The following is an 18,321-nucleotide window of genomic DNA, read 5'->3' on the forward strand; positions in this document are numbered from 1 at the left end:
CCAATCTTAGACTCTAATTTCAAAAACTGTAAACAACAAAAAATCCCAGTAAACACAAGGCTTACTGGGATATTATTTACATAATAACTAGAGGTATATCCTAGAACGGAATGTCGTCGTCAAAGTCCATCGGCGGTTCGTTGTAAACCGGCGGCGCGGACTGAGGCTGTTGCTGCGGACGGCTGTAACCACCCTGCTGCATGTTCTGTTGCGGCGCTGCATTCTGTTGGGGGGCAGAGGGACGCTGCATATTCTGCTGGGGAGCGGCTTGTTGGGGCTGACCCCAGTTGCCCTGGGACTGTTGACCACCCATTCCCTGACCGGCGCCGCCTTGGGGACGACCACCCAGCATCTGCATGACGCCGCTGAAGCTGTCCACCAATACTTCAGTGGTATAGCGCTCCTGGCCACCCTGATCTTGCCATTTGCGGGTCTGCAGTTTGCCTTCGACATAGACCTGGGAACCCTTCTTCAGGTATTCGCCAGCGACTTCGGCCAGTTTGCCCATGAACACCACACGATGCCATTCGGTGCGCTCTTTCTGCTCACCAGTCTGCTTGTCGCGCCAGGTTTCGGAGGTGGCCAGGGTGATGTTGGTCACGGCACCGCCGCTCGGCATGTAGCGCACTTCCGGGTCTTGCCCCAGGTTACCGATCAGAATGACTTTGTTGATGCCTCGACTGGCCATAATCTCTCTTCCACCTTTATATGCCGACCAGCTACCTGGTCTGGTTCTACTCAAAATATTGCTGCCGCCCAGGCCCGGCGCCATCTTGCCTGCGGGGGCCCTGGCCTGTCGTCGATGGGGCATGGGCCCTGCCATCGACGTTCGGATTAGCCCGCCATAGTAACAGTTGATGCCGTTGATAGCACATCTTTAGCAACCCGAAACGGGTTTGACGCGCGGGTTCTGTATTCGGCAATACGCTAACGCAGGTGCCGGGATCCGGGCAAGCGGCGCTGTGGGGGCTGCTTCACGTTCTTGAGATATTGCCCATAGCAGAGGGATAAGGAGAGAGATGACAGCCGGAGTATCTATGTCTCATTTGCCCCCCCCAAATAGGGGGGCTGTCCTAGTCCTCTGTATTGTCTAGTAAAAAAACAGTTTCACTTGGGTTTGAATGGCGCCTAATGCTTTTTTAATGCTGTGTAAAAATCGGGGCTTGTTACTCTCTTGCGACCATTATTGGCACATAAAAACGATGCAAGCCGACAGGCACACCGTTCAAGGAAGAGCCCCATGATGACAGAGACTCCGTTGGTACTCGTGACCGAAGGCAATGTTCAGGCGACGACCTTCACTACCTATCTGATGGCCCAACTCGGTGAGCCGATACGGTTGATCAGCCATCCCGATCAACTGCTGGCCATCGAAGATTGCAACCTGTTCCTGATCGATCTGGACTATCTCAAGTCGAGCCAGCAGTTTGGCTGGAACCGGGATATTGCCGCCTTCGAATCGGCCAGCACAGTGTTGCTCAATGCGCCGACCAGCACGGATCGCGACTTGTTGCTGATGTGGCCCAACACCAGCGGTCTCTTCTTCCGTCAGGATCCCCTGGATCGTCTGGTGGCCGGTATCAAGAAGGTGATGCAGGGGGAGTTCTGGATCCCGCGTCATCTGATGTGTGAGTTGGTCAGCTATTACCGGCAGGGCATGGAGCCGGCTCAGCGCAGCCAGAATCTGCTGACGGTCCGCGAGCGCGAGATCATTCGTTACTTGATGACGGGGGCTTCCAATACCGAAATAGCCGACACCCTGTTTGTCAGCGAGCACACCATCAAGTCCCACCTTTATAACGTCTTCAAGAAGCTGAACGTCAAGAATCGGTTGCAGGCGGTGAGCTGGGCCAAAGAGTACCTCGATATGACGAGCTCCCACTGATGCGCAGCTGGCTGCTCTGTCTCTGGTTGATCTCTGGGGCCCTGGCGGCCAGCGAGGGGGATGCCAACGCGCCGCTGGAGTCCCTGCAACCCGAGCAGGAGAACGACCGGATAGAGATAGGCGGCCTGGTCATAGATCGCACCTTCACCCGCTTTGGCCAGGGCTTTTATCACCACTTCAGCCGGCTGCGGGAGGATGAAGATCCCCATGCCCGAGAGAATATCACCATACATGAACGGCCGACGGCGCGCTGGGGGAGCCTTATCTGGATCACCCACAATCGCAAGGTGTTGTTCAGGACGGCACTCTCTCCGGTACGGAGTCAGGGGGAGGCTGCCGCGCAGCAGGCCTGGGCTCAGGTGAGCGAGGTTTTACGACAGCAGAAGGTCGCCATCCTGTTCATGGATACCTTCGATCTGGAACACGATGAACTATAAGGACATGGCATATGTGCTCACGCCTCCTGCTCCTGGCGCTGACGGTCAGCATGACCGCCTCTGCCTCCGAGCTTATCTATCGGCCCGTTAACCCCAGCTTTGGCGGCAACCCGCTCAACAGCAGTCACCTGCTGGGCACGGCCAATGCCCAGAACGATTACAAGGATCCCTCAGCCGGTGGCAGCAGTGGCACCTCGGCACTGGACAGACTCACCTCCAGCCTGCAGTCGCGGCTGGTGAGCCAGCTGTTGGCCGACGTCGGCAAGGATGGCAGCCAAAGCGGTAGCCTGGTCACCGACGAGTTCGCGATCAACGTGGTGGATGAGGATGGCACCCTGGCCATCTCCATCACAGATAGAGCGACGAACGAAACCACCCTGATCGAAGTGAATGGCCTGATCGCCGACTGAGGATGCTATGAAACGGATACCCCTGTTCGCCGCCCTGCCTTTGCTTGCCACCCTCTCTGTCCTGGGGGGCTGTGCCACGCATATAGGTTCTCCCGAGGCAGACGAGAAGGCGACCCTGATGCCGAGATCCATCTCTTATAAAGAGCTGATCAGCCTACCCAAGCCCAAGGGCAAGATAGTGGCTGCCGTCTACGATTTTCGCGATCAGACCGGTCAGTATCTGCCAGCCCCGGCCTCCAACTTCTCCACGGCCGTGACCCAGGGCGGGGTCGCGATGCTGAGCACGGCGCTCTGGGACTCCCAATGGTTCGTGCCCCTGGAGCGGGAAGGGCTGCAGAACCTGCTGACCGAGCGCAAGATAGTGCGGGCCACGCAAAACAAACCCAATGTACCCGGCAATAATCAGCATCAATTACCCTCGCTGGTGGCGGCCAATATCCTGATCGAGGGGGGCATCGTCGCCTATGACAGCAATGTGCGCACCGGCGGTGCCGGGGCCAAGTATTTCGGCATAGGGGCGAGTGGCGAATACCGGGTCGATCAGGTGACCGTCAACCTGAGGGCCGTCGATATCCGCTCCGGTCGCATTCTCAACAGTGTCACCACCTCCAAGACCATCCTCTCCCAGCAGGTGCAGGCCGGGGTGTTCCGCTTCGTCGAGTACAAACGGCTGCTGGAGGCGGAGGCGGGTTTCAGTACCAACGAACCGGTACAGATGTGTGTCATGTCTGCCATCGAATCGGCGGTGATCCGGCTCATTGCCAACGGGGTACGAGACAACCTCTGGCAGCTTGCCGATGCGCGGGACATGGAAAACCCCATACTGCAGGGCTATCTGCAAGACAGCGCCCCCATTCTCTAGCGACAGGAGCGCATCCGGCACTGCCCCCTCTGGCGAGCGCGCTCACTCCTCGAAAACGTCAGCACAGGCCCGTCATGGGCCTGTTTTTTTTATGTTTATTTCCCATCCCTCCCTTCGGCGCTATCCCTGTTCTCCTGGATGGCTCAGCGTGACCTCAGCCTTTTCTCCCAGACAAACCCGGGATCCGAATCAGCCTCGAATCAGCTGTGTGGCTGATGGCCCTGGCCAGGGGGGCTGGGGATACTGGACCCGCACTTCAAAAAGGTAATCACAGATGAAATACCTGAATCCTGTCCTGCTGATCATGAGTCTGCTAGGCCTGCCCGCATTGGCGCAGGACCTGGCCTCCCTGAGCGAACTGGGTCAGGGCAACGAGCTTGAACTGATCCAGCGGGGGGAGGGCAACCAGGCCCATCTCTGGCAGCTCGGATCGGATAACGAATTGCAGCTCAGCCAGTCAGGCAACGACAACCAGGTCCGCCTGATGCAACAGGGCCAGCAGCAACAGCTGAGCCTGGAGCAGGTCGGTGACAATAACTGGGTCGATGCCGTTCAGCTCGGGGTTGGTAACAGCGCCGAGCTCTATCAGGCCGGCATCGGCAACCAGATGTGGCTGTGGCAACAGGGCATGGACAACCAGGCCTGGATCAGCCAGAGCGGATATGACAACAGGGCACGGGCCGTTCAGCTCGGTGATGGCAACCTGGCCAGCATAGAGCAAAACGGCTCCGGTCTGTCGGCCACCGTCATTCAGGCGGGCGCCAACCAGCAAGTGAGAGTAGTTCAAACCAACTGAGCCCAGGCTCACACCAAAGCACGAGAGGGAAATCATGTTCAAACGTACCATCATCGCCTCTGCCGTATTACTGGCTACTTCCAGCGTCTGGGCGGCTTCCGCCAACAACCAGGCCACTGTCGCCCAAACCGGCAACAACAACTTGGCCACGGTCGAGCAGCTCGATGACAGCAACCACAATCAGGCGAGCATCAGCCAGATTGGTGCCGATAACGAGGCGAAAACCATCCAGAAGAACACCAGCCAGTCTGAGGCCAGCGTGGCTCAGACCGGGGCAGGCAACGATGCCCTGGTGACTCAGGAGTCCAGCACCGCAGGATCCGTTGCCCAGGTGGCGAGCACGGGCAACTTCAACGTCGCGACCGTGACCCAGCAGGTGTTCAACGAAGGCTCCCACGCCTCCGTCGCCCAGGTCGGCAACCACAACAGTGCCGATGTGATGCAGGATAACGGTGATGGTGCCAGCTCCACCGTGAGCCAGATTGGCAACAACAACGATGCCAGTATCAACAACTACTGGTCCGATAAAGCCATCGCCAATGTCAGCCAGCTTGGCAACAGCCATGAGGCCAGCGTCTCCCAGCAGATTGCCGATGGTGCCGAAGCCCAGGTGGCCCAGTCCGGTCAGCTGAACAAGGCCACCGTCACCCAGGCAACCAATAGCTACGGTTACGTCTATCCGGAGGGTACCCTGGCAAAGGTGACTCAATCGGGAAGTGGCAACGAGGCCCAGGTCGAGCAGCGCGATCTCGATAACAAGGCTTATGTGACCCAGAGCGGTGTCGATGGCTATGTGAAAACGGCCCAGTCCGGTTCCGGAGCCGGTGAGGGCAACGTCCTGACCGCCAACCAGGCCGGTACCAACGAGAGTGCCACCCTGACTCAGGTTGGCAACCGTAACGAGATCGACACCAACCAGACTGGCCGTGACGATGTGCTGACCATCGATCAGCTGGGTGATGACAACCAGGCGATTGCCTACCAGGGTGGGGTCGGCGAGCAGGGCACCATCATCCAGGTGGGTGATGGCAACCGCGCCGACACCGAGCAGCGGGGCGCGGGCAACCAGGCCAGCGTCGAGCAGATGGGGGACGGCAACCAGGCCGTGGTCAAGCAGCTGGCGAGCAGCACCGCTGGCGTGGTGACCATCGATCAGAGCGGTGACGACAACTACGCCAACGCGGTGCAGGAAGCGGGCAGCAACAACCAGATCGCCATCGACCAGCAAGGGGATCGCAACCAGGTTGCCGCCGCCCGTGATGTGGAAGGCAAAGGCGCCTGGACCTGGGGCTCGGACAACGAGCTGACCGTGACCCAGACCGGTAACGACAACTGGGCCTATGCCGATGCGTCCCACTCCGGCTCGACCGTGACGGTCACCCAGACCGGCGACTTGAACAACGCCTCCGTCGAGTCCTACCTGGGCAGCGACAACGATCTGACCGTCAGCCAGACCGGCAACAACCATGTGGCCGACGTCTATGTCAACGCCGGCATGAACGGCGGTGGCAACCTGGTCGATGTGGTCCAGACTGCCAGCTACAACACGGCTCAGGTCGATGTCTATGGCAGCAACAACCACGCCTATGTCTATCAGGGCGGCAACTGATGATTTGCATATTCGGGGGCCTGCGGGCCCCTTTTTTATTGGGGCGGACTCGGGACGGGTCGGTTGGCTCATGTCACCAGACCACTCCCCTGCACCGGCGGCTAGCGATGCTGCTCCTGTGGCTTAGCTTGTCTCCAACGGTCTGGGCGGGCGAGTCTGACCCGGCCAAGGAGGCCAAGATGATCCCCAAGATAAGCCTCAATGCCGAGCCGGGGCCGACCGGCCTCACGGTGGCACCGACCCTGCGCAGCGCCGAGCCGGGAACCCTGACCTTCACCCTTGATCTCTGGAGTCAGGGGGCGGGAGGGCGCAGTCATCAGCGCCAGAGCGGGGGGGCCGAACTGGTTGCCAACCAACCCCATGCCCTGGGGCGATTGAGTCTTGGGCTGGCTTGCCCCTACCAGGTCAGAATACGGTTGCAACTGTGGCAGGAAACCTTGTTGCTGAGCGAGCTCGACCAGACATTCCATTGTCCCTCCTCCCCATGATTTCCCGTCTGGACTGTCTATTCATCCAGTAGTCTCTATGCCATACTGGCCCGCTCTGGTTACCGTATCGAGCGCGCAACAAGATGGAAAAAATCGTGATCCGGGGTGCCCGCACCCACAACCTAAAGAACATCAACCTGACTCTGCCCCGCGACAAGCTGATCGTGGTCACCGGCCTCTCCGGCTCCGGCAAGTCGTCCCTGGCGTTCGATACCCTCTATGCCGAAGGCCAGCGCCGCTATGTGGAGTCTCTCTCCGCCTACGCCCGCCAGTTCCTCTCCCTGATGGAGAAGCCGGATGTGGATCATATCGAGGGGCTCTCCCCGGCCATCTCCATCGAGCAGAAGTCTACGTCGCACAACCCGCGTTCGACCGTCGGCACCATCACCGAAATTTATGACTATCTGCGCCTGCTGTTTGCCCGGGTCGGCGAGCCACGCTGCCCGACCCACGCCATCCCGCTCGCCGCCCAGACCATCAGCCAGATGGTGGATCAGGTGTTGGCCCAGCCCGAAGGCAGCAAGCTGATGCTGCTGGCCCCGGTGGTGCGCGATCGCAAAGGTGAGCACAGCAAGCTGCTGGAGAACCTGGCGGCCCAGGGTTATATCCGCGCCCGCATCGATGGCGAGGTGTGCGATCTCTCGGATCCTCCCCCGTTGGAGCTGCACAAGAAGCACACCATCGAGGTGGTGGTCGATCGCTTCAAGGTGCGCGATGACCTGGCGCTGCGCTTGGCCGAATCCTTCGAGACGGCGCTGACCCTCTCCGGCGGTATCGTGCTGGTGGCGCCCATGGATGGCGAGGAGCAGGTGCCGGTCATGACCTTCTCCGCCAACTTCGCCTGCCCCGAGTGCGGCTACTCCATGTCGGAGCTGGAGCCGCGCATCTTCTCCTTCAACAACCCGGCCGGTGCCTGCCCGACCTGCGATGGCCTGGGGGTACAACAGTACTTCGATCCCGCCAAGCTGATCCACGACCCGAGCCAGAGCCTGGCCGGGGGCGCCATCCGTGGTTGGGACAAGCGCAGCTTCTATTACTTCCAGATGCTGAAATCCCTTGCCGAGCACTACAAGTTCGATCTGGAGCTCCCTTGGGGGGATCTGCCCGCCAAGGTGCAGGAGGTGCTGCTGCGGGGCTCGGGCAAAACCGAGATCGAGTTCCGCTACATGAACGATCGCGGTGATGTGGTGGTGCGCAAACACCCCTTCGAGGGGATCTTGCACAACATGGAGCGCCGCTACCGGGAGACCGAATCCAACTCGGTGCGCGAAGAGCTCTCCAAATACATTGCCAACAAGTCCTGCACCAGCTGCGGCGGCAGCCGACTGCGGGAGGAGGCGCGCCATGTGTTCGTCGATAATCGCAACCTTTCCGCCATTGCCGAGCAATCCATCGGCGATGCCCTGGCCTTCTTCGAGGGGCTGGCGCTCACCGGCCAGCGTGCCCAGATAGCCGACAAGATCTTGAAAGAGATCGTCGAGCGGCTCGGCTTCCTGGTCAATGTGGGGCTCAACTATCTGAGCCTGTCCCGCAGCGCCGAGACCCTGTCCGGTGGCGAAGCCCAGCGCATCCGCTTGGCGAGCCAGATAGGGGCCGGTCTGGTGGGGGTCATGTATGTACTGGATGAACCCTCCATCGGTCTGCATCAGCGGGACAACGAACGGCTGCTCAAGACCCTGACCCACCTGCGCGATCTCGGCAATACCGTGATAGTGGTGGAGCACGATGAAGACGCCATTCGCCTCGCCGACCATGTGCTCGACATCGGGCCGGGGGCCGGGGTACATGGCGGTGCCATCGTCGCGCAAGGCACCCCGGAGGAGATCATCAATAACCCGGACTCCCTGACCGGTGACTACCTCTCCGGCCGCAAGGAGATCGCCGTCCCTGCGCAGCGCACCCCGCTCACCGATCGCTGGCTCAAGCTCAAGGGGGCAAGCGGCAACAACCTGCGCAGCGTCAACCTGGATCTTCCGCTCGGGGTCATGACCTGCGTCACCGGGGTATCCGGTTCCGGCAAGTCGACCCTGATCAACGACACCCTGTTCCGCATTGCCCACCGGGAGCTGAACAAGGCGACCGAATCGACCCCGGCCCCTTATCGCAGCATCGAGGGGCTGGATCAGCTCGACAAGGTGGTGGATATCGATCAGAGCCCCATCGGCCGCACCCCGCGCTCCAACCCGGCGACTTACACCGGGCTGTTTACCCCGATCCGTGAGCTGCTCTCCGGCACTCAGGAGGCGCGTTCACGCGGCTACCAGCCGGGTCGCTTCTCCTTCAACGTGAAGGGGGGTCGCTGCGAGGCCTGTCAGGGGGATGGGGTTATCAAGGTGGAGATGCACTTCCTGCCAGACGTCTATGTGCCCTGCGATGTCTGCAAGGGCAAGCGCTACAACCGCGAGACCCTGGAGGTGAAGTACAAGGGCAAGAACATCAACGAGATCCTGGAGATGACGGTGGAAGATGCCCGTGGCTTCTTCGACCCGGTGCCCGCGGTGGCGCGCAAGCTGCAGACCCTGATGGACGTGGGTCTCTCCTACATCCGCCTCGGCCAGTCGGCGACCACCTTGTCGGGGGGGGAGGCGCAGCGGGTCAAGCTGGCGCGGGAGCTCTCCAAGCGCGACACCGGCAAGACTCTCTATATCCTGGATGAACCGACCACGGGCCTGCATTTCCACGACATTCAGCAACTGCTCAAGGTGCTGCATCAGCTGCGGGACAGGGGCAATACCATGGTGATCATCGAGCACAATCTGGATGTCATCAAGACCGCGGACTGGGTGGTGGATCTGGGGCCGGAAGGGGGGGCCGGTGGTGGCCGTATCCTGGTGACCGGTACCCCGGAGCAGGTTGCCAAGAACAAAGAGTCGCACACGGCGCGCTTCCTGGCCCCCTTGCTGGACAAGCATGGGGCCAGGCAAGCCAGCCAACCGGCAGTGCGCAAGGGGCGCAAACCGCGCCAGGCAGCGCAGAGCGAATAGCCGCCGCTGCCAGCATATGAACAACGGGCAACGTGACCGTAACAGAGAGGGGCCCATCGGGCCCCTCTCTCCTATCCAGCCTCAGTGCGTCCGCACCATCAGCCAGGCGAGCCCGAGACAGAAGCCGACGAAGATAAACAGCAGGGAGCCGAGGCCGAAGATAGCGGCCAGTATGCTGGTGACGGGATGAGGCTGATAGGGCTTTTTCATAAAAACAGGGTGACAACTCGACAACAATGGATGCGGAAAATACGCTAGCCGATAACAAGCTGCAATCAAAAAATAGCCAACTCGTATCACAAAACTTATATTCCGTTTATGCATTAATCGTTGCAAATAAAGAGCGTTATTATAGTTAATCATTTTAAATCAGTTGGTTATGTTATTCACATGCGGCGCTTTTCGCGTGAATAAGCTATTTCGTACATCTATCTATTTATTGGTAACTTTTGCGCCAAATCAATAACCGGCCAGTCACATCCTTTTATAGTCGCCCTGCTTACAACACAGAACGAAAACTAAAAAAGGAAATATGGTGATGAACAAGTTTCTTCCTCTGATGATCGCAGCCGCCTTTGCCTCTCCCGTCATGGCCCATCAGGCCGGGGATATCCTGGTGCGCGGTGGCCTGGCCTTCGTCTCTCCTCAGGAGAGCAGCGACGATGTACTGGGTTCGGGCGAGTTCCAGATTGATGACGACATGCAGCTCGGGCTGACCCTCTCCTATCTGATCACCGACAACTGGGGTGTCGAGCTCCTGGCCGCCACCCCCTTCTCCCACTCGGTCAGCACGCCGGGGCTGGGAGAGGTCGCCAAGGTCAAACAGCTGCCGCCGACCCTGATGGCCCAATACTACTTCGGGGATGCCCAGAGCAAGGTGCGCCCCTATGTGGGCATCGGCATCAACTACACCACCTTCTTCAGCGAGAAGGGCAAGGGTGCCCTGGATGGTGCCGACGTCAAGCTGGATGACTCCTGGGGGGTGGCCGGTCAGATTGGTATCGACATGGCGATCAATGACCGCTGGTTCGTCAACGGCTCGGCCTGGATCATGGACATAGACACCGAGGTGCACGTCAACGGCGGTGAGGGGATCAAGACCTCCATCGACCCCGTGGCCTTCATGGTCGGCGTCGGCTACCGCTTCTAATACTCGCGAGTTGCACTGCACGTCCCTTTAGCCCGGCGCTGCCGGGCTCTTTTATGGTTTCCATTGATACCCTTGCTGTCTCAAGGGCATAAATACCCCTATCAAGGCTCCAACTATTCACTTCCCGGCCGATACCCTCAGCACTGTCCCTTTCCCCAACGAGTGAGGATGTCTCATGGGTTTGTCTATTGTGCAGCGGATCATTGCCGGATTCGTGTTGATGCTGCTGTTGTTGGTCCTGCTGGGGGTCGTCAGCGCCCTCAAGATACGGGGGATCAGTGACGGCCTCTCTCAGGTCTCGGATAAGGCCACCCCTCTGGTCATCACTGTGGCGGGCCTCAAGGGAGCGTTGCAAGACAGCAACCGCTGGGTACTGGAGTACAGGGCCAGCGAACAGGCCGGTAGCCTGCCTGAGTTGGCCAGTCGCTTCGAGCAGCAGCAGGCCGGTTTCAAGACCCTGAGTCAGCAGATGGGGCGCTTCACCGAGCTGGACGAGGCCCGGTCGCGCTTCGCCGGGGTGGAGCAGGCCACGGGACAGTTCTTCGCCCTGGCGGGTCAGGTGCTGAGTCAACATCGCCAATGGGTCGATACCCTGGCCCAGCGTCACCAGCTGGAGATGGCCTTCATCCGTCTGGAAGATACCTACCAGTGGGCTGCGGATCTGCTGTTGCAGCAGGCGTCCACCAAGCGATCCATGCGCAACAAGGCTGAGCTCATCACCTCCGGCATCGCCCGGGATCTGAAGAACATACGCCGCGCCGATGCAGGCACGGATCTCAATGAACTGGAGCGGGTGCTCGGCAAGGACATCGAGATGGCCCGCAAGCGGCTGGAGCGGGTCGATGTGCCCGCCGACGTCAAGCAGCGCTTCGTCTCCAACCTGGACAGGATGCAGGAGCTGGCCCTCGGCAAACAGGGTCTGCTCGCCACCATGCGTCAGAGCCAGCAGTTGGCCAGCTCCCTGAATCAACTCAACCAGCAGCTCGATGCCGCGTTGGTCAGCAGCCTGAGCCAGCTCGATGAGATGGGCAAGAGTGCCGGCACCATCGCCAGCTCCAGCCGCTCCCTGGCCGATGACGCCGTCAGCAGTGCCAGCATCTGGATCCTGCTGGTGGCGGCAGTCTCTGCCGCCGCCGCGCTGCTGATCGGTTACACCACGGCCCGCAGCATACAGCGCCCCTTGCAGCGCATTGGTCATGAGCTTGGCCTGATGGCCGCAGGGGACATGACCCGCCGCATCGATTATCGCAGTCGCTGCGAGTTCGGCAGCCTGTCTCGCTCCATCGATACCCTGGCGGGCAAGACGGGTGAACTGCTGGCTCAGATCAATGCCGGTTCCCGCCATCTGGTGGAGGAGGCGAGTCGCGCCGCCGAGATCAGCGAGCGAGCCATGGCCCGGGTGCAGGATCAGAAGAGCCAGACCGATCAGGTGGCCGCCGCCATCACCGAGCTGGAGGTGAGCGCCACCGAGGTGGCTCGCTCCACCGATGGCACCAAACACGAAGTCGATCTTGCCGACGAAGAGGCTCGCGCCGGTCGGCAGCAGGTCGCCGTGACTCGCCGCCTTACCGAAGAGCTGGCCGGTGCCATGGCCGAGGCCGTGGGCATCACCCACAAGCTGGGGGAGTTCAGTCACAACATCGGCAGCATTCTGGACGTCATTCGCGGCATCGCCGAGCAGACCAATCTGCTGGCGCTCAACGCCGCCATCGAGGCGGCCCGGGCCGGCGAAGCCGGTCGCGGCTTCGCCGTGGTGGCCGACGAGGTGCGGGCGCTGGCCAACCGGACCCAGACCAGTACGGAAGAGATCCAGGCCATGATCGAAAACTTGCAGAGCGCCAGCAGCCAGGTCGTCGAGGTGATGGGCCGCAGCCAGGAGCAGACCGGCAGCTGTGTCGACCAGACCCGCCAGATGGATGCGGCCCTGCAATCCATCGCCGAGCGGATGAGCGCCATCAAGTCGATGGCGGATCAGGTGGCCCACGCGGCCCAGGAGCAGATCTCGGTCAGCCAGGGGGTGGCTCGCCACATCTCCGGTATTGCCGAGGTGGCCTACGAGACGGAGCGGGAAGCCCGCCAATCGGCCAGCAGCAGCGAGGTGCTCGCCAATCTGGTTGCCAAGCAGCAGCAATTGATCGCCCATTTCAAGGTATGAGAGGACTTATGGCTAACAAGTGGATCGGAGCCCTGAGTCTCCTGTTGTGTGGTCAGCTGATGGCCAGTGAGCTGGTGATCGAGAGCTGGCGGATAGATGACAAGGCGTTGTGGGAGCAGAAGATCATCCCGGCCTTCGAGGCCGCTCACCCGGGCATCCAGGTGACATTCAACGGGGTGCAGAACGTCGAGTACATGCCGACCCTGTGGCAGAGCCTGAAGGCGGGCAAGGCGGGGGACCTCATCACCTGTCGCCCCTTTGATGACTCCCTGGCACTGTTCAAGGCGGGTTATCTCGCCGAATTGACCGAGATGGCCGGGATGGAGAACTTCCCGAGCTTCGCCCAGTCGCCCTGGCAGACGGACTCCGGGGCTCAGACCTTCTGTGTGCCCATGGCCTCCGTCATTCACGGCTTCTTCTATAACAAGACGATCTTCAAGGAGCTGGGCCTGAGCCTGCCCGAGACCCGGGAGGATTTCTTCCAGGTATTGGAGAAGGTGAAGGCAGACGGTCGCTATGTGCCGCTGGCCATGAGCGGCAGCGAGAGCTGGGTCGCCTCCGAGCTCGGCTTCCAGAACATAGGTCCCAACTACTGGAAGGGGGAAGATGGTCGCCTGGCGCTGGTCAATGGCCAGGAGCGACTCGACGATCCTCAGTACCGGCAGGTGTTCGAGGAGCTGGCGCGCTGGCGCCCCTATCTGGGCGAGGGCGCCGCAGCGCGGGACTACGCCGCGACCAATGAGCTGTTCACCAGTGGCAAGGCGGCCTTCTATGTGGCGGGCTCCTGGGAGATAGCTCCCTTCACCGGCAAGCTGGACTTCGGGGTGATGCGTCCCCCGGTCGCCAAGCGTGGTGACGGTTGCTTCTTCACCGATCACACCGACATCGGCATGGGGCTCAACCCCGCCAGCAAAAACAAGGAGGCTGCCATGGCCTTCCTGCAGTGGCTGACCAGCGCCCAGTTTGCCGAGCTGTATACCAATGCCTTGCCCGGCTTCTTCTCCCTCTCCAACCACTTCTTCGAGGTGAGCAATCCGGCGGCGCGGGAGATGATGGAGTGGCGGGATCAGTGTGACTCCACCATCCGGGTTGCGACGCAGATCCTGTCTCGCGGCGAACCCAAACTGGGGGATGAGTTGGCAAGCCAGAGTCAGGCCGTGCTGCTGGGCAAGCAGACGCCGCAAGGGGCGGCGACCTTGCTTGAAGAGGAGCTCAAGGCCTGGTATGCCCCCCATCAGGGCAACAAGGCCAAGGGCGCCGCTTGCCAATGCGAGGCTCCAGCGGCCTCCAGCGATCCCCTGGCGACAGCCCCGGTTATCGACGAGACGCTGACCACAGCACCCGCCCAGACATCAGCGCCGGTTCAGGCCGAGGGCAGTGCGGCCACTGTGGCTGAGGCCGCCCCTTTGCCTGCGGCCAGCCCGCAGACGGAGGCGGCCCTGGCTCAGCAGCTGGAGGGGGCTCAGTGACTGGCTGCAGGGCCCGATGAACCTGGTTGCAGAAATAGAGAAGGGAGGCGCAGGCCTCCCTTCTCTATTTCGATGCTCGCCGAGCCAGCTCCTCAGGGGGCTTCCTCTTCCCGGGGCCAGCGGCAGAGGCTGGCGATGCGGGCAGTGGGGATGAAGCCCAGGTCACGATAAACCCGCTGGGCGTGATACTGCTCGTCCGCCACTATCACCAATTGTGGCACCCGGATCAGGCCCTGTTCGGCGACCCGGGCGAGCAACAGCTTGCAGAGGCCACGGTTGCGCCAGGCCTGGCGAGTACGCACCAGCTGGAAGCGGCCCAGGGTTGCGGTGAAGAAGAGGCCGCAACTCGCCGCCAGCTGATCGCCCTGCCAGAGACCCCACCAGTTGCCCAGCCCATCGTCCGTCATGGTCTGATAGAGCCGTTGGCGGCTCTCCAGGTAGGCGAGATAACTCTCGGCCGGGTAGTCTGGCTCGCGTTCCTCCAACTCCAGGGCGAGCCAATCGGCCCAGTCTGTCGCCGTGAAAGGGCGGATATGGGCTCCTGGGCTGTCGGGGGGAGTGAGCAACTGCGCCCGCTCCAGGGTCAGCACCACGCACTCCATATACTGGTAACCGGTCGCAACGAAGCCGGCAACCCGGCTGTTCTGCCCTTCGGCCAGAGGCCATTGGAAGGTGCGATGGCGTACCCTGGGATCCGTCGCAATCAGCTTGTCGAAGCTCTGCTCCAGCCAGCCCTTGTCCCGATCGCTCGGGGCCGCGCTCAGCAACAGGTAGTTGCCGAAGTAGTAATCGGGGGCAGTGGGGGTGCGCACCGCCCAAAAGTGGGGGTGTGCGCTGACCTCGCCCTGATAGCGGTCGAACAGCAGGTCGGTGGCAAAGCCGGGATGGGTATCCATGATGAGCTCCTGCTAGTGGGATACTGGGTTATCGGCAGGGGAGGCTGGATATTGAAAAAGGGGCCGGAGCGGGGCTCCGGCCAAACAATCACACGCAGATTCAGAGCGTCCAGGACGATCCGCCGCCATCATACCCTGAGCCAAAGCGTTTTGGCATGGGAGCCAACTCGCAATAACGAGATAATGTGGCCACATATGGGCCCTATTTTGGTGGTGAGCCATTTCCTGATTGACATTCGAGCGGTTTGTCTTAAAGATAGCAAGACGTTTAGACGTCCAGACATTCATTTGGCGTCAGGAAGAGCAGCGAGCAGGGCAGGGAGTAGAGCGATGGGATTTCACAGTGCACGTCAGGTTGAAGCACTCAACCAGAGTCTGGCCGATTTAAGTGGTGACATAGGGGTCAGTTTCGAATTTTTCCCGCCCAACAGCGAAGGGATGGAGAATACCCTCTGGCAATCCATAGAGCGCCTCAAGGTACTGGAACCCAAGTTTGTCTCCGTGACCTATGGTGCCAACTCGGGTACCCGGGATCGCACCCACAAGGTGATCAAGGACATCAAGGATCGCACCGGCCTCATCGCCGCGCCACACCTGACCTGTATCGATGCCAGCCGTGACGAACTGCGCACCATAGCCCGCGACTACTGGAACAGCGGTATCCGTCACATCGTTGCCCTGCGCGGTGACCTGCCCCAGGGCGTCGACAAGCCGGAGATGTATGCAACGGACTTGGTCGCGCTGCTCAAGGCCGAGGCCGACTTCGATATCTCGGTGGCCGCCTATCCGGAAGGGCACCCGGAAGCCCGGAGCGCGCAATCAGACTTGCTGAGTCTGAAGCGCAAGATAGATGCCGGTGCCAATCGGGCCATCACCCAGTTCTTCTTCGATGTGGAAACCTACCTGCGTTTCAGGGATCGCTGCGCCGCCATCGGCATCGATGCCGAGATAGTGCCGGGCATACTGCCGGTCTCCAATTTCCAGACCCTGGCCAAGTTTGCCGGTTTCACCAACGTCAAGGTACCACGCTGGATGCACCAGCGTTTCGAAGGGCTGGATAACGATCAGATGACCCGCAACCTGGTGGGTGCCAGCATCGCCATCGATCAGGTACGGGTGCTGAGCCAGGAAGGGGTGAAGGATTTCCACTTCTATACCCTGAACCGCTCCGAGCTGACCTATGCCATCTGCCACACCCTGGGGGTACGTCCCAAGGTATAAGCCTGTGGCTCTGCCAGCGACAAAAAGGCCAGTGCACTGCACTGGCCTTTTGCTATGTGAGGGATCCACAAATGAGGATCAGCTGCGCCTTAACCGATACAGGCCCCAGCCGATGAGCAGGCCCCAGCAGGCGGATCCCACACCGATCAGGCTGATGCCCGAGGCCGTGACCATGAAGGTGAGCAGGGCGGCTTCCCGCTCCCTCTCGTGTTGCAGCGCCGAGTAGAGACTGTTGCCTATGGTGCCGAGCAGCGCCAGGCCCGCGATTGCCGTCACCAGGGCTGGCGGAAAACCGTTGAACAGGGCGACGACAGTGGCGCCAAAGCAGCCGCTGATCAGATAGAAGCCACCTGCCCAGACGGATGCCGCCCAGCGTCTGGTCGGATCCTGATCCACCTCCTTGCCCATGCAGATGGCGGCGGTGATGGCGGCCAGATTGAAGGCAAAGCCTCCGAAGGGGGCCAGTATGACGCCGATGAATCCCGTCCAACCCACCAGGGCAGAAGAGGAAATGTGATAACCGTGGGCTCTGAGGGTGGCGATACCCGGCATGTTCTGAGAGGTCATGGTGACAATGAACAGCGGCAGAGCAATGCCAAACAAGGCATCGAGGGAAAAATGCGGGCTGACCCAGACCGGGCTTGCCAGCTGCCAGCTGACCTCGGCCAGCTGCAACTGACCACGCAGGCCGCACAAGGAAACCCCCACCGCCAGCACCACCACCATGGTATAGCGTGGCCAGAGATGGCGGGCGACGATAAAGCTCAGCAACAGGGCCCCGATAAGCAGCGGGTCTGTCGGGGTGATCTTGAACAGATCCAAGCCGAAGCGCAGCAGCACCCCGGCCAGCATGGCGGCGGCCAGACTGGCCGGGATCTGCCGCATCAGCCGCTCGAACCAGCCAGTGATGCCACACAGGGTGATCAAGAGCGAAGAGAGCAGAAAGGCGCCGATGGCGTCTGCCAGGCTGAACTGACCCAGACTGGTGATGAGCAGGGCCGCCCCCGGGGTCGACCAGGCCGTCAGTATCGGCGTGCGGTAATAAAGGGAGAGCCCGATGCAACTAAGGCCCATGCCTATCCCCAGCGTCCAGAGCCAGGAGGCGGTCTGGGCGGGATCGGCACCGGCGGCACTGGCCGCCTGGATGATGAGCACCACTGAGCTGGTGTAACCGACCAGCACGGCAATGAAGCCGGCGACCAGATGGGGGAGTGCGAATGGCATGGGGACATCCTTGTGTCAGTTTGTGCGTTATTACGTACAATAAGGGCTGAGTATAAGATTGAGCGCTATAACGCACAAGGGGTTGTCATGCAGACCATGAGCCAGCATCTGGCACAGCGATTAAAAGGCCTGAGGAGTGAACTGGGCTGGAGCCTGGATGTCGCGGCGCGGGAAACCGGGGTGAGCAAGGCCATGCTCGGTCAGATAGAGCGTGGCGAATCCAGCCCGACAGTGGCAACCCTCTGGAAGATTGCGACCGGCTTTCGGGTCTCTTTCTCCAGCTTCATCGAGCCGGCGCCAGAGCCCAGCCGTGCAACCCTGCGACGGGTCGCTGACGAGATCCGTCAGCAGCCCGCCGGGGAGGGAATGTTGGTCGCTCCGCTCTTTCCATTCGAGGCGAGTGTCGGCTTTGAGTTGTTTGAACTGACCCTGTTGCCCGGCTATCGGCGCGAATCCGACGCTCATGAGGTGGGGGTGACCGAACATGTCATCGTCATCGCCGGAGAGATGGATCTGTTGGTCGAGGGGGAGTGGCACCGACTCGGCAATGGGGAAGCGATGCGCTTTGCCGCCGACCGCCCCCATGGCTATCGCAACCTGGGCGAGCAGCCAGCCAGGTTCCATAACCTGATCCACTATCCGGCCCGGAGCTGAATCCTCCTGGACCATCCAGCGGCCAACCCGCTTAGCCGGGTCTGCCGTCAAGTCGGGGGCGGCTCAATATGGGCGCATATA

At 60.9% G+C, this 18,321-nt stretch carries 17 protein-coding genes and 1 pseudogene (1 of these 18 running past the window's edge); 13 read left to right on the top strand and 5 right to left on the bottom strand.

Annotation, left to right across the window (positions count from 1 at the left end):
• Positions 1 to 100: 100 nt before the first annotated feature.
• Positions 101 to 688, bottom strand: coding sequence for a single-stranded DNA-binding protein (locus KYK33_RS01920; RefSeq protein ID WP_042042028.1), 588 nt, complete (start codon positions 686 to 688; stop codon positions 101 to 103).
• Between the two features lie 552 nt (positions 689 to 1,240).
• On the opposite strand from KYK33_RS01920, the gene KYK33_RS01925 reads away from it, so the two are divergent.
• The 8 genes and pseudogenes from KYK33_RS01925 to uvrA all read left to right on the top strand — a co-directional run.
• Positions 1,241 to 1,885, top strand: coding sequence for a LuxR C-terminal-related transcriptional regulator (locus tag KYK33_RS01925; RefSeq protein ID WP_224431876.1), 645 nt, complete (start codon positions 1,241 to 1,243; stop codon positions 1,883 to 1,885).
• Complete coding sequence (locus KYK33_RS01930) at positions 1,885 to 2,322, top strand: CsgE family curli-type amyloid fiber assembly protein (protein ID WP_052448216.1); 438 nt, start codon at positions 1,885 to 1,887, stop codon at positions 2,320 to 2,322. The genes KYK33_RS01925 and KYK33_RS01930 overlap by 1 nt, the downstream gene beginning before the upstream one ends.
• Before the next feature lie 11 nt (positions 2,323 to 2,333).
• The gene (locus KYK33_RS01935; protein ID WP_042042027.1) at positions 2,334 to 2,732 is read left to right on the top strand and encodes a curli assembly protein CsgF; all 399 of its coding nucleotides are present in this window, start codon (positions 2,334 to 2,336) and stop codon (positions 2,730 to 2,732) included.
• A gap of 7 nt (positions 2,733 to 2,739) precedes the next feature.
• Entirely contained in the window at positions 2,740 to 3,594 is an 855-nt protein-coding gene (locus KYK33_RS01940) for a CsgG/HfaB family protein (RefSeq protein WP_224431877.1), read from the top strand.
• 274 nt (positions 3,595 to 3,868) lie between these two features.
• Positions 3,869 to 4,390: an RIP homotypic interaction motif-containing protein gene (locus KYK33_RS01945; protein WP_224431878.1), complete on the top strand. Its 522-nt coding sequence runs from the start codon at positions 3,869 to 3,871 to the stop codon at positions 4,388 to 4,390.
• A 34-nt stretch (positions 4,391 to 4,424) separates the two neighbouring features.
• A complete protein-coding gene (locus KYK33_RS01950; protein ID WP_224431879.1) occupies positions 4,425 to 5,999 on the top strand; it encodes a curlin in 1,575 nt (524 codons plus the stop codon).
• 179 nt (positions 6,000 to 6,178) lie between these two features.
• Positions 6,179 to 6,487 carry a curli-like amyloid fiber formation chaperone CsgH gene (csgH, locus tag KYK33_RS01955; RefSeq protein WP_224431880.1) on the top strand — a complete coding sequence of 103 codons (309 nt, stop codon included), beginning with the start codon at positions 6,179 to 6,181 and terminating at the stop codon, positions 6,485 to 6,487.
• An 83-nt stretch (positions 6,488 to 6,570) separates the two neighbouring features.
• Positions 6,571 to 9,390, top strand: a pseudogene (uvrA, locus tag KYK33_RS01960) (excinuclease ABC subunit UvrA); the annotation flags it as partial.
• Between the two features lie 162 nt (positions 9,391 to 9,552).
• Here uvrA and KYK33_RS20110 read toward each other — a convergent pair.
• Positions 9,553 to 9,681 carry a hypothetical protein gene (locus KYK33_RS20110; protein ID WP_263479990.1) on the bottom strand — a complete coding sequence of 43 codons (129 nt, stop codon included), beginning with the start codon at positions 9,679 to 9,681 and terminating at the stop codon, positions 9,553 to 9,555.
• A 328-nt stretch (positions 9,682 to 10,009) separates the two neighbouring features.
• Here KYK33_RS20110 and KYK33_RS01965 point away from each other — a divergent pair, with 328 nt between their 5' ends.
• The 3 genes from KYK33_RS01965 (at position 10,010) to KYK33_RS01975 (ending at position 14,245) form a co-directional block, all read left to right on the top strand.
• Positions 10,010 to 10,621, top strand: coding sequence for an OmpW family outer membrane protein (locus tag KYK33_RS01965; RefSeq protein ID WP_042042023.1), 612 nt, complete (start codon positions 10,010 to 10,012; stop codon positions 10,619 to 10,621).
• Between the two features lie 175 nt (positions 10,622 to 10,796).
• On the top strand, positions 10,797 to 12,776 hold the full coding sequence (locus KYK33_RS01970) for a methyl-accepting chemotaxis protein (protein WP_224431881.1): 1,980 nt from the start codon (positions 10,797 to 10,799) through the stop codon (positions 12,774 to 12,776).
• 8 nt (positions 12,777 to 12,784) lie between these two features.
• On the top strand, positions 12,785 to 14,245 hold the full coding sequence (locus KYK33_RS01975) for an ABC transporter substrate-binding protein (protein ID WP_224431882.1): 1,461 nt from the start codon (positions 12,785 to 12,787) through the stop codon (positions 14,243 to 14,245).
• Positions 14,246 to 14,337: 92 nt separating this feature from the next.
• On the opposite strand, the gene KYK33_RS01980 is transcribed toward KYK33_RS01975, so the two are convergent.
• Entirely contained in the window at positions 14,338 to 15,141 is an 804-nt protein-coding gene (locus tag KYK33_RS01980; protein ID WP_224431883.1) for a GNAT family N-acetyltransferase, read from the bottom strand.
• A gap of 330 nt (positions 15,142 to 15,471) precedes the next feature.
• Here KYK33_RS01980 and metF point away from each other — a divergent pair, with 330 nt between their 5' ends.
• On the top strand, positions 15,472 to 16,362 hold the full coding sequence (gene metF / locus KYK33_RS01985) for a methylenetetrahydrofolate reductase (RefSeq protein WP_005907772.1): 891 nt from the start codon (positions 15,472 to 15,474) through the stop codon (positions 16,360 to 16,362).
• Between the two features lie 78 nt (positions 16,363 to 16,440).
• Here metF and KYK33_RS01990 read toward each other — a convergent pair whose 3' ends face one another.
• Positions 16,441 to 17,586, bottom strand: coding sequence for a benzoate/H(+) symporter BenE family transporter (locus KYK33_RS01990; protein WP_042042017.1), 1,146 nt, complete (start codon positions 17,584 to 17,586; stop codon positions 16,441 to 16,443).
• An 87-nt stretch (positions 17,587 to 17,673) separates the two neighbouring features.
• Between KYK33_RS01990 and KYK33_RS01995 the strand changes: the two genes are divergently transcribed.
• Positions 17,674 to 18,240, top strand: a complete 567-nt coding sequence (locus KYK33_RS01995; RefSeq protein ID WP_042042016.1) for a helix-turn-helix domain-containing protein — start codon at positions 17,674 to 17,676, stop codon at positions 18,238 to 18,240.
• Between the two features lie 31 nt (positions 18,241 to 18,271).
• Here the strand turns inward: KYK33_RS01995 and KYK33_RS02000 are convergent, their stop codons facing one another.
• A protein-coding gene (locus tag KYK33_RS02000; RefSeq protein ID WP_224431884.1) for an NnrS family protein crosses the window boundary here: on the bottom strand, positions 18,272 to 18,321 show its final stretch. The gene runs 1,147 nt beyond the window's last position; only the last 50 of its 1,197 coding nucleotides appear in the window; its start codon lies beyond the right edge, outside the window; its stop codon occupies positions 18,272 to 18,274.

The organism is Aeromonas rivuli, assembly GCF_020149575.1.
Taxonomy (GTDB): Bacteria; Pseudomonadota; Gammaproteobacteria; order Enterobacterales; family Aeromonadaceae; genus Aeromonas; species Aeromonas rivuli.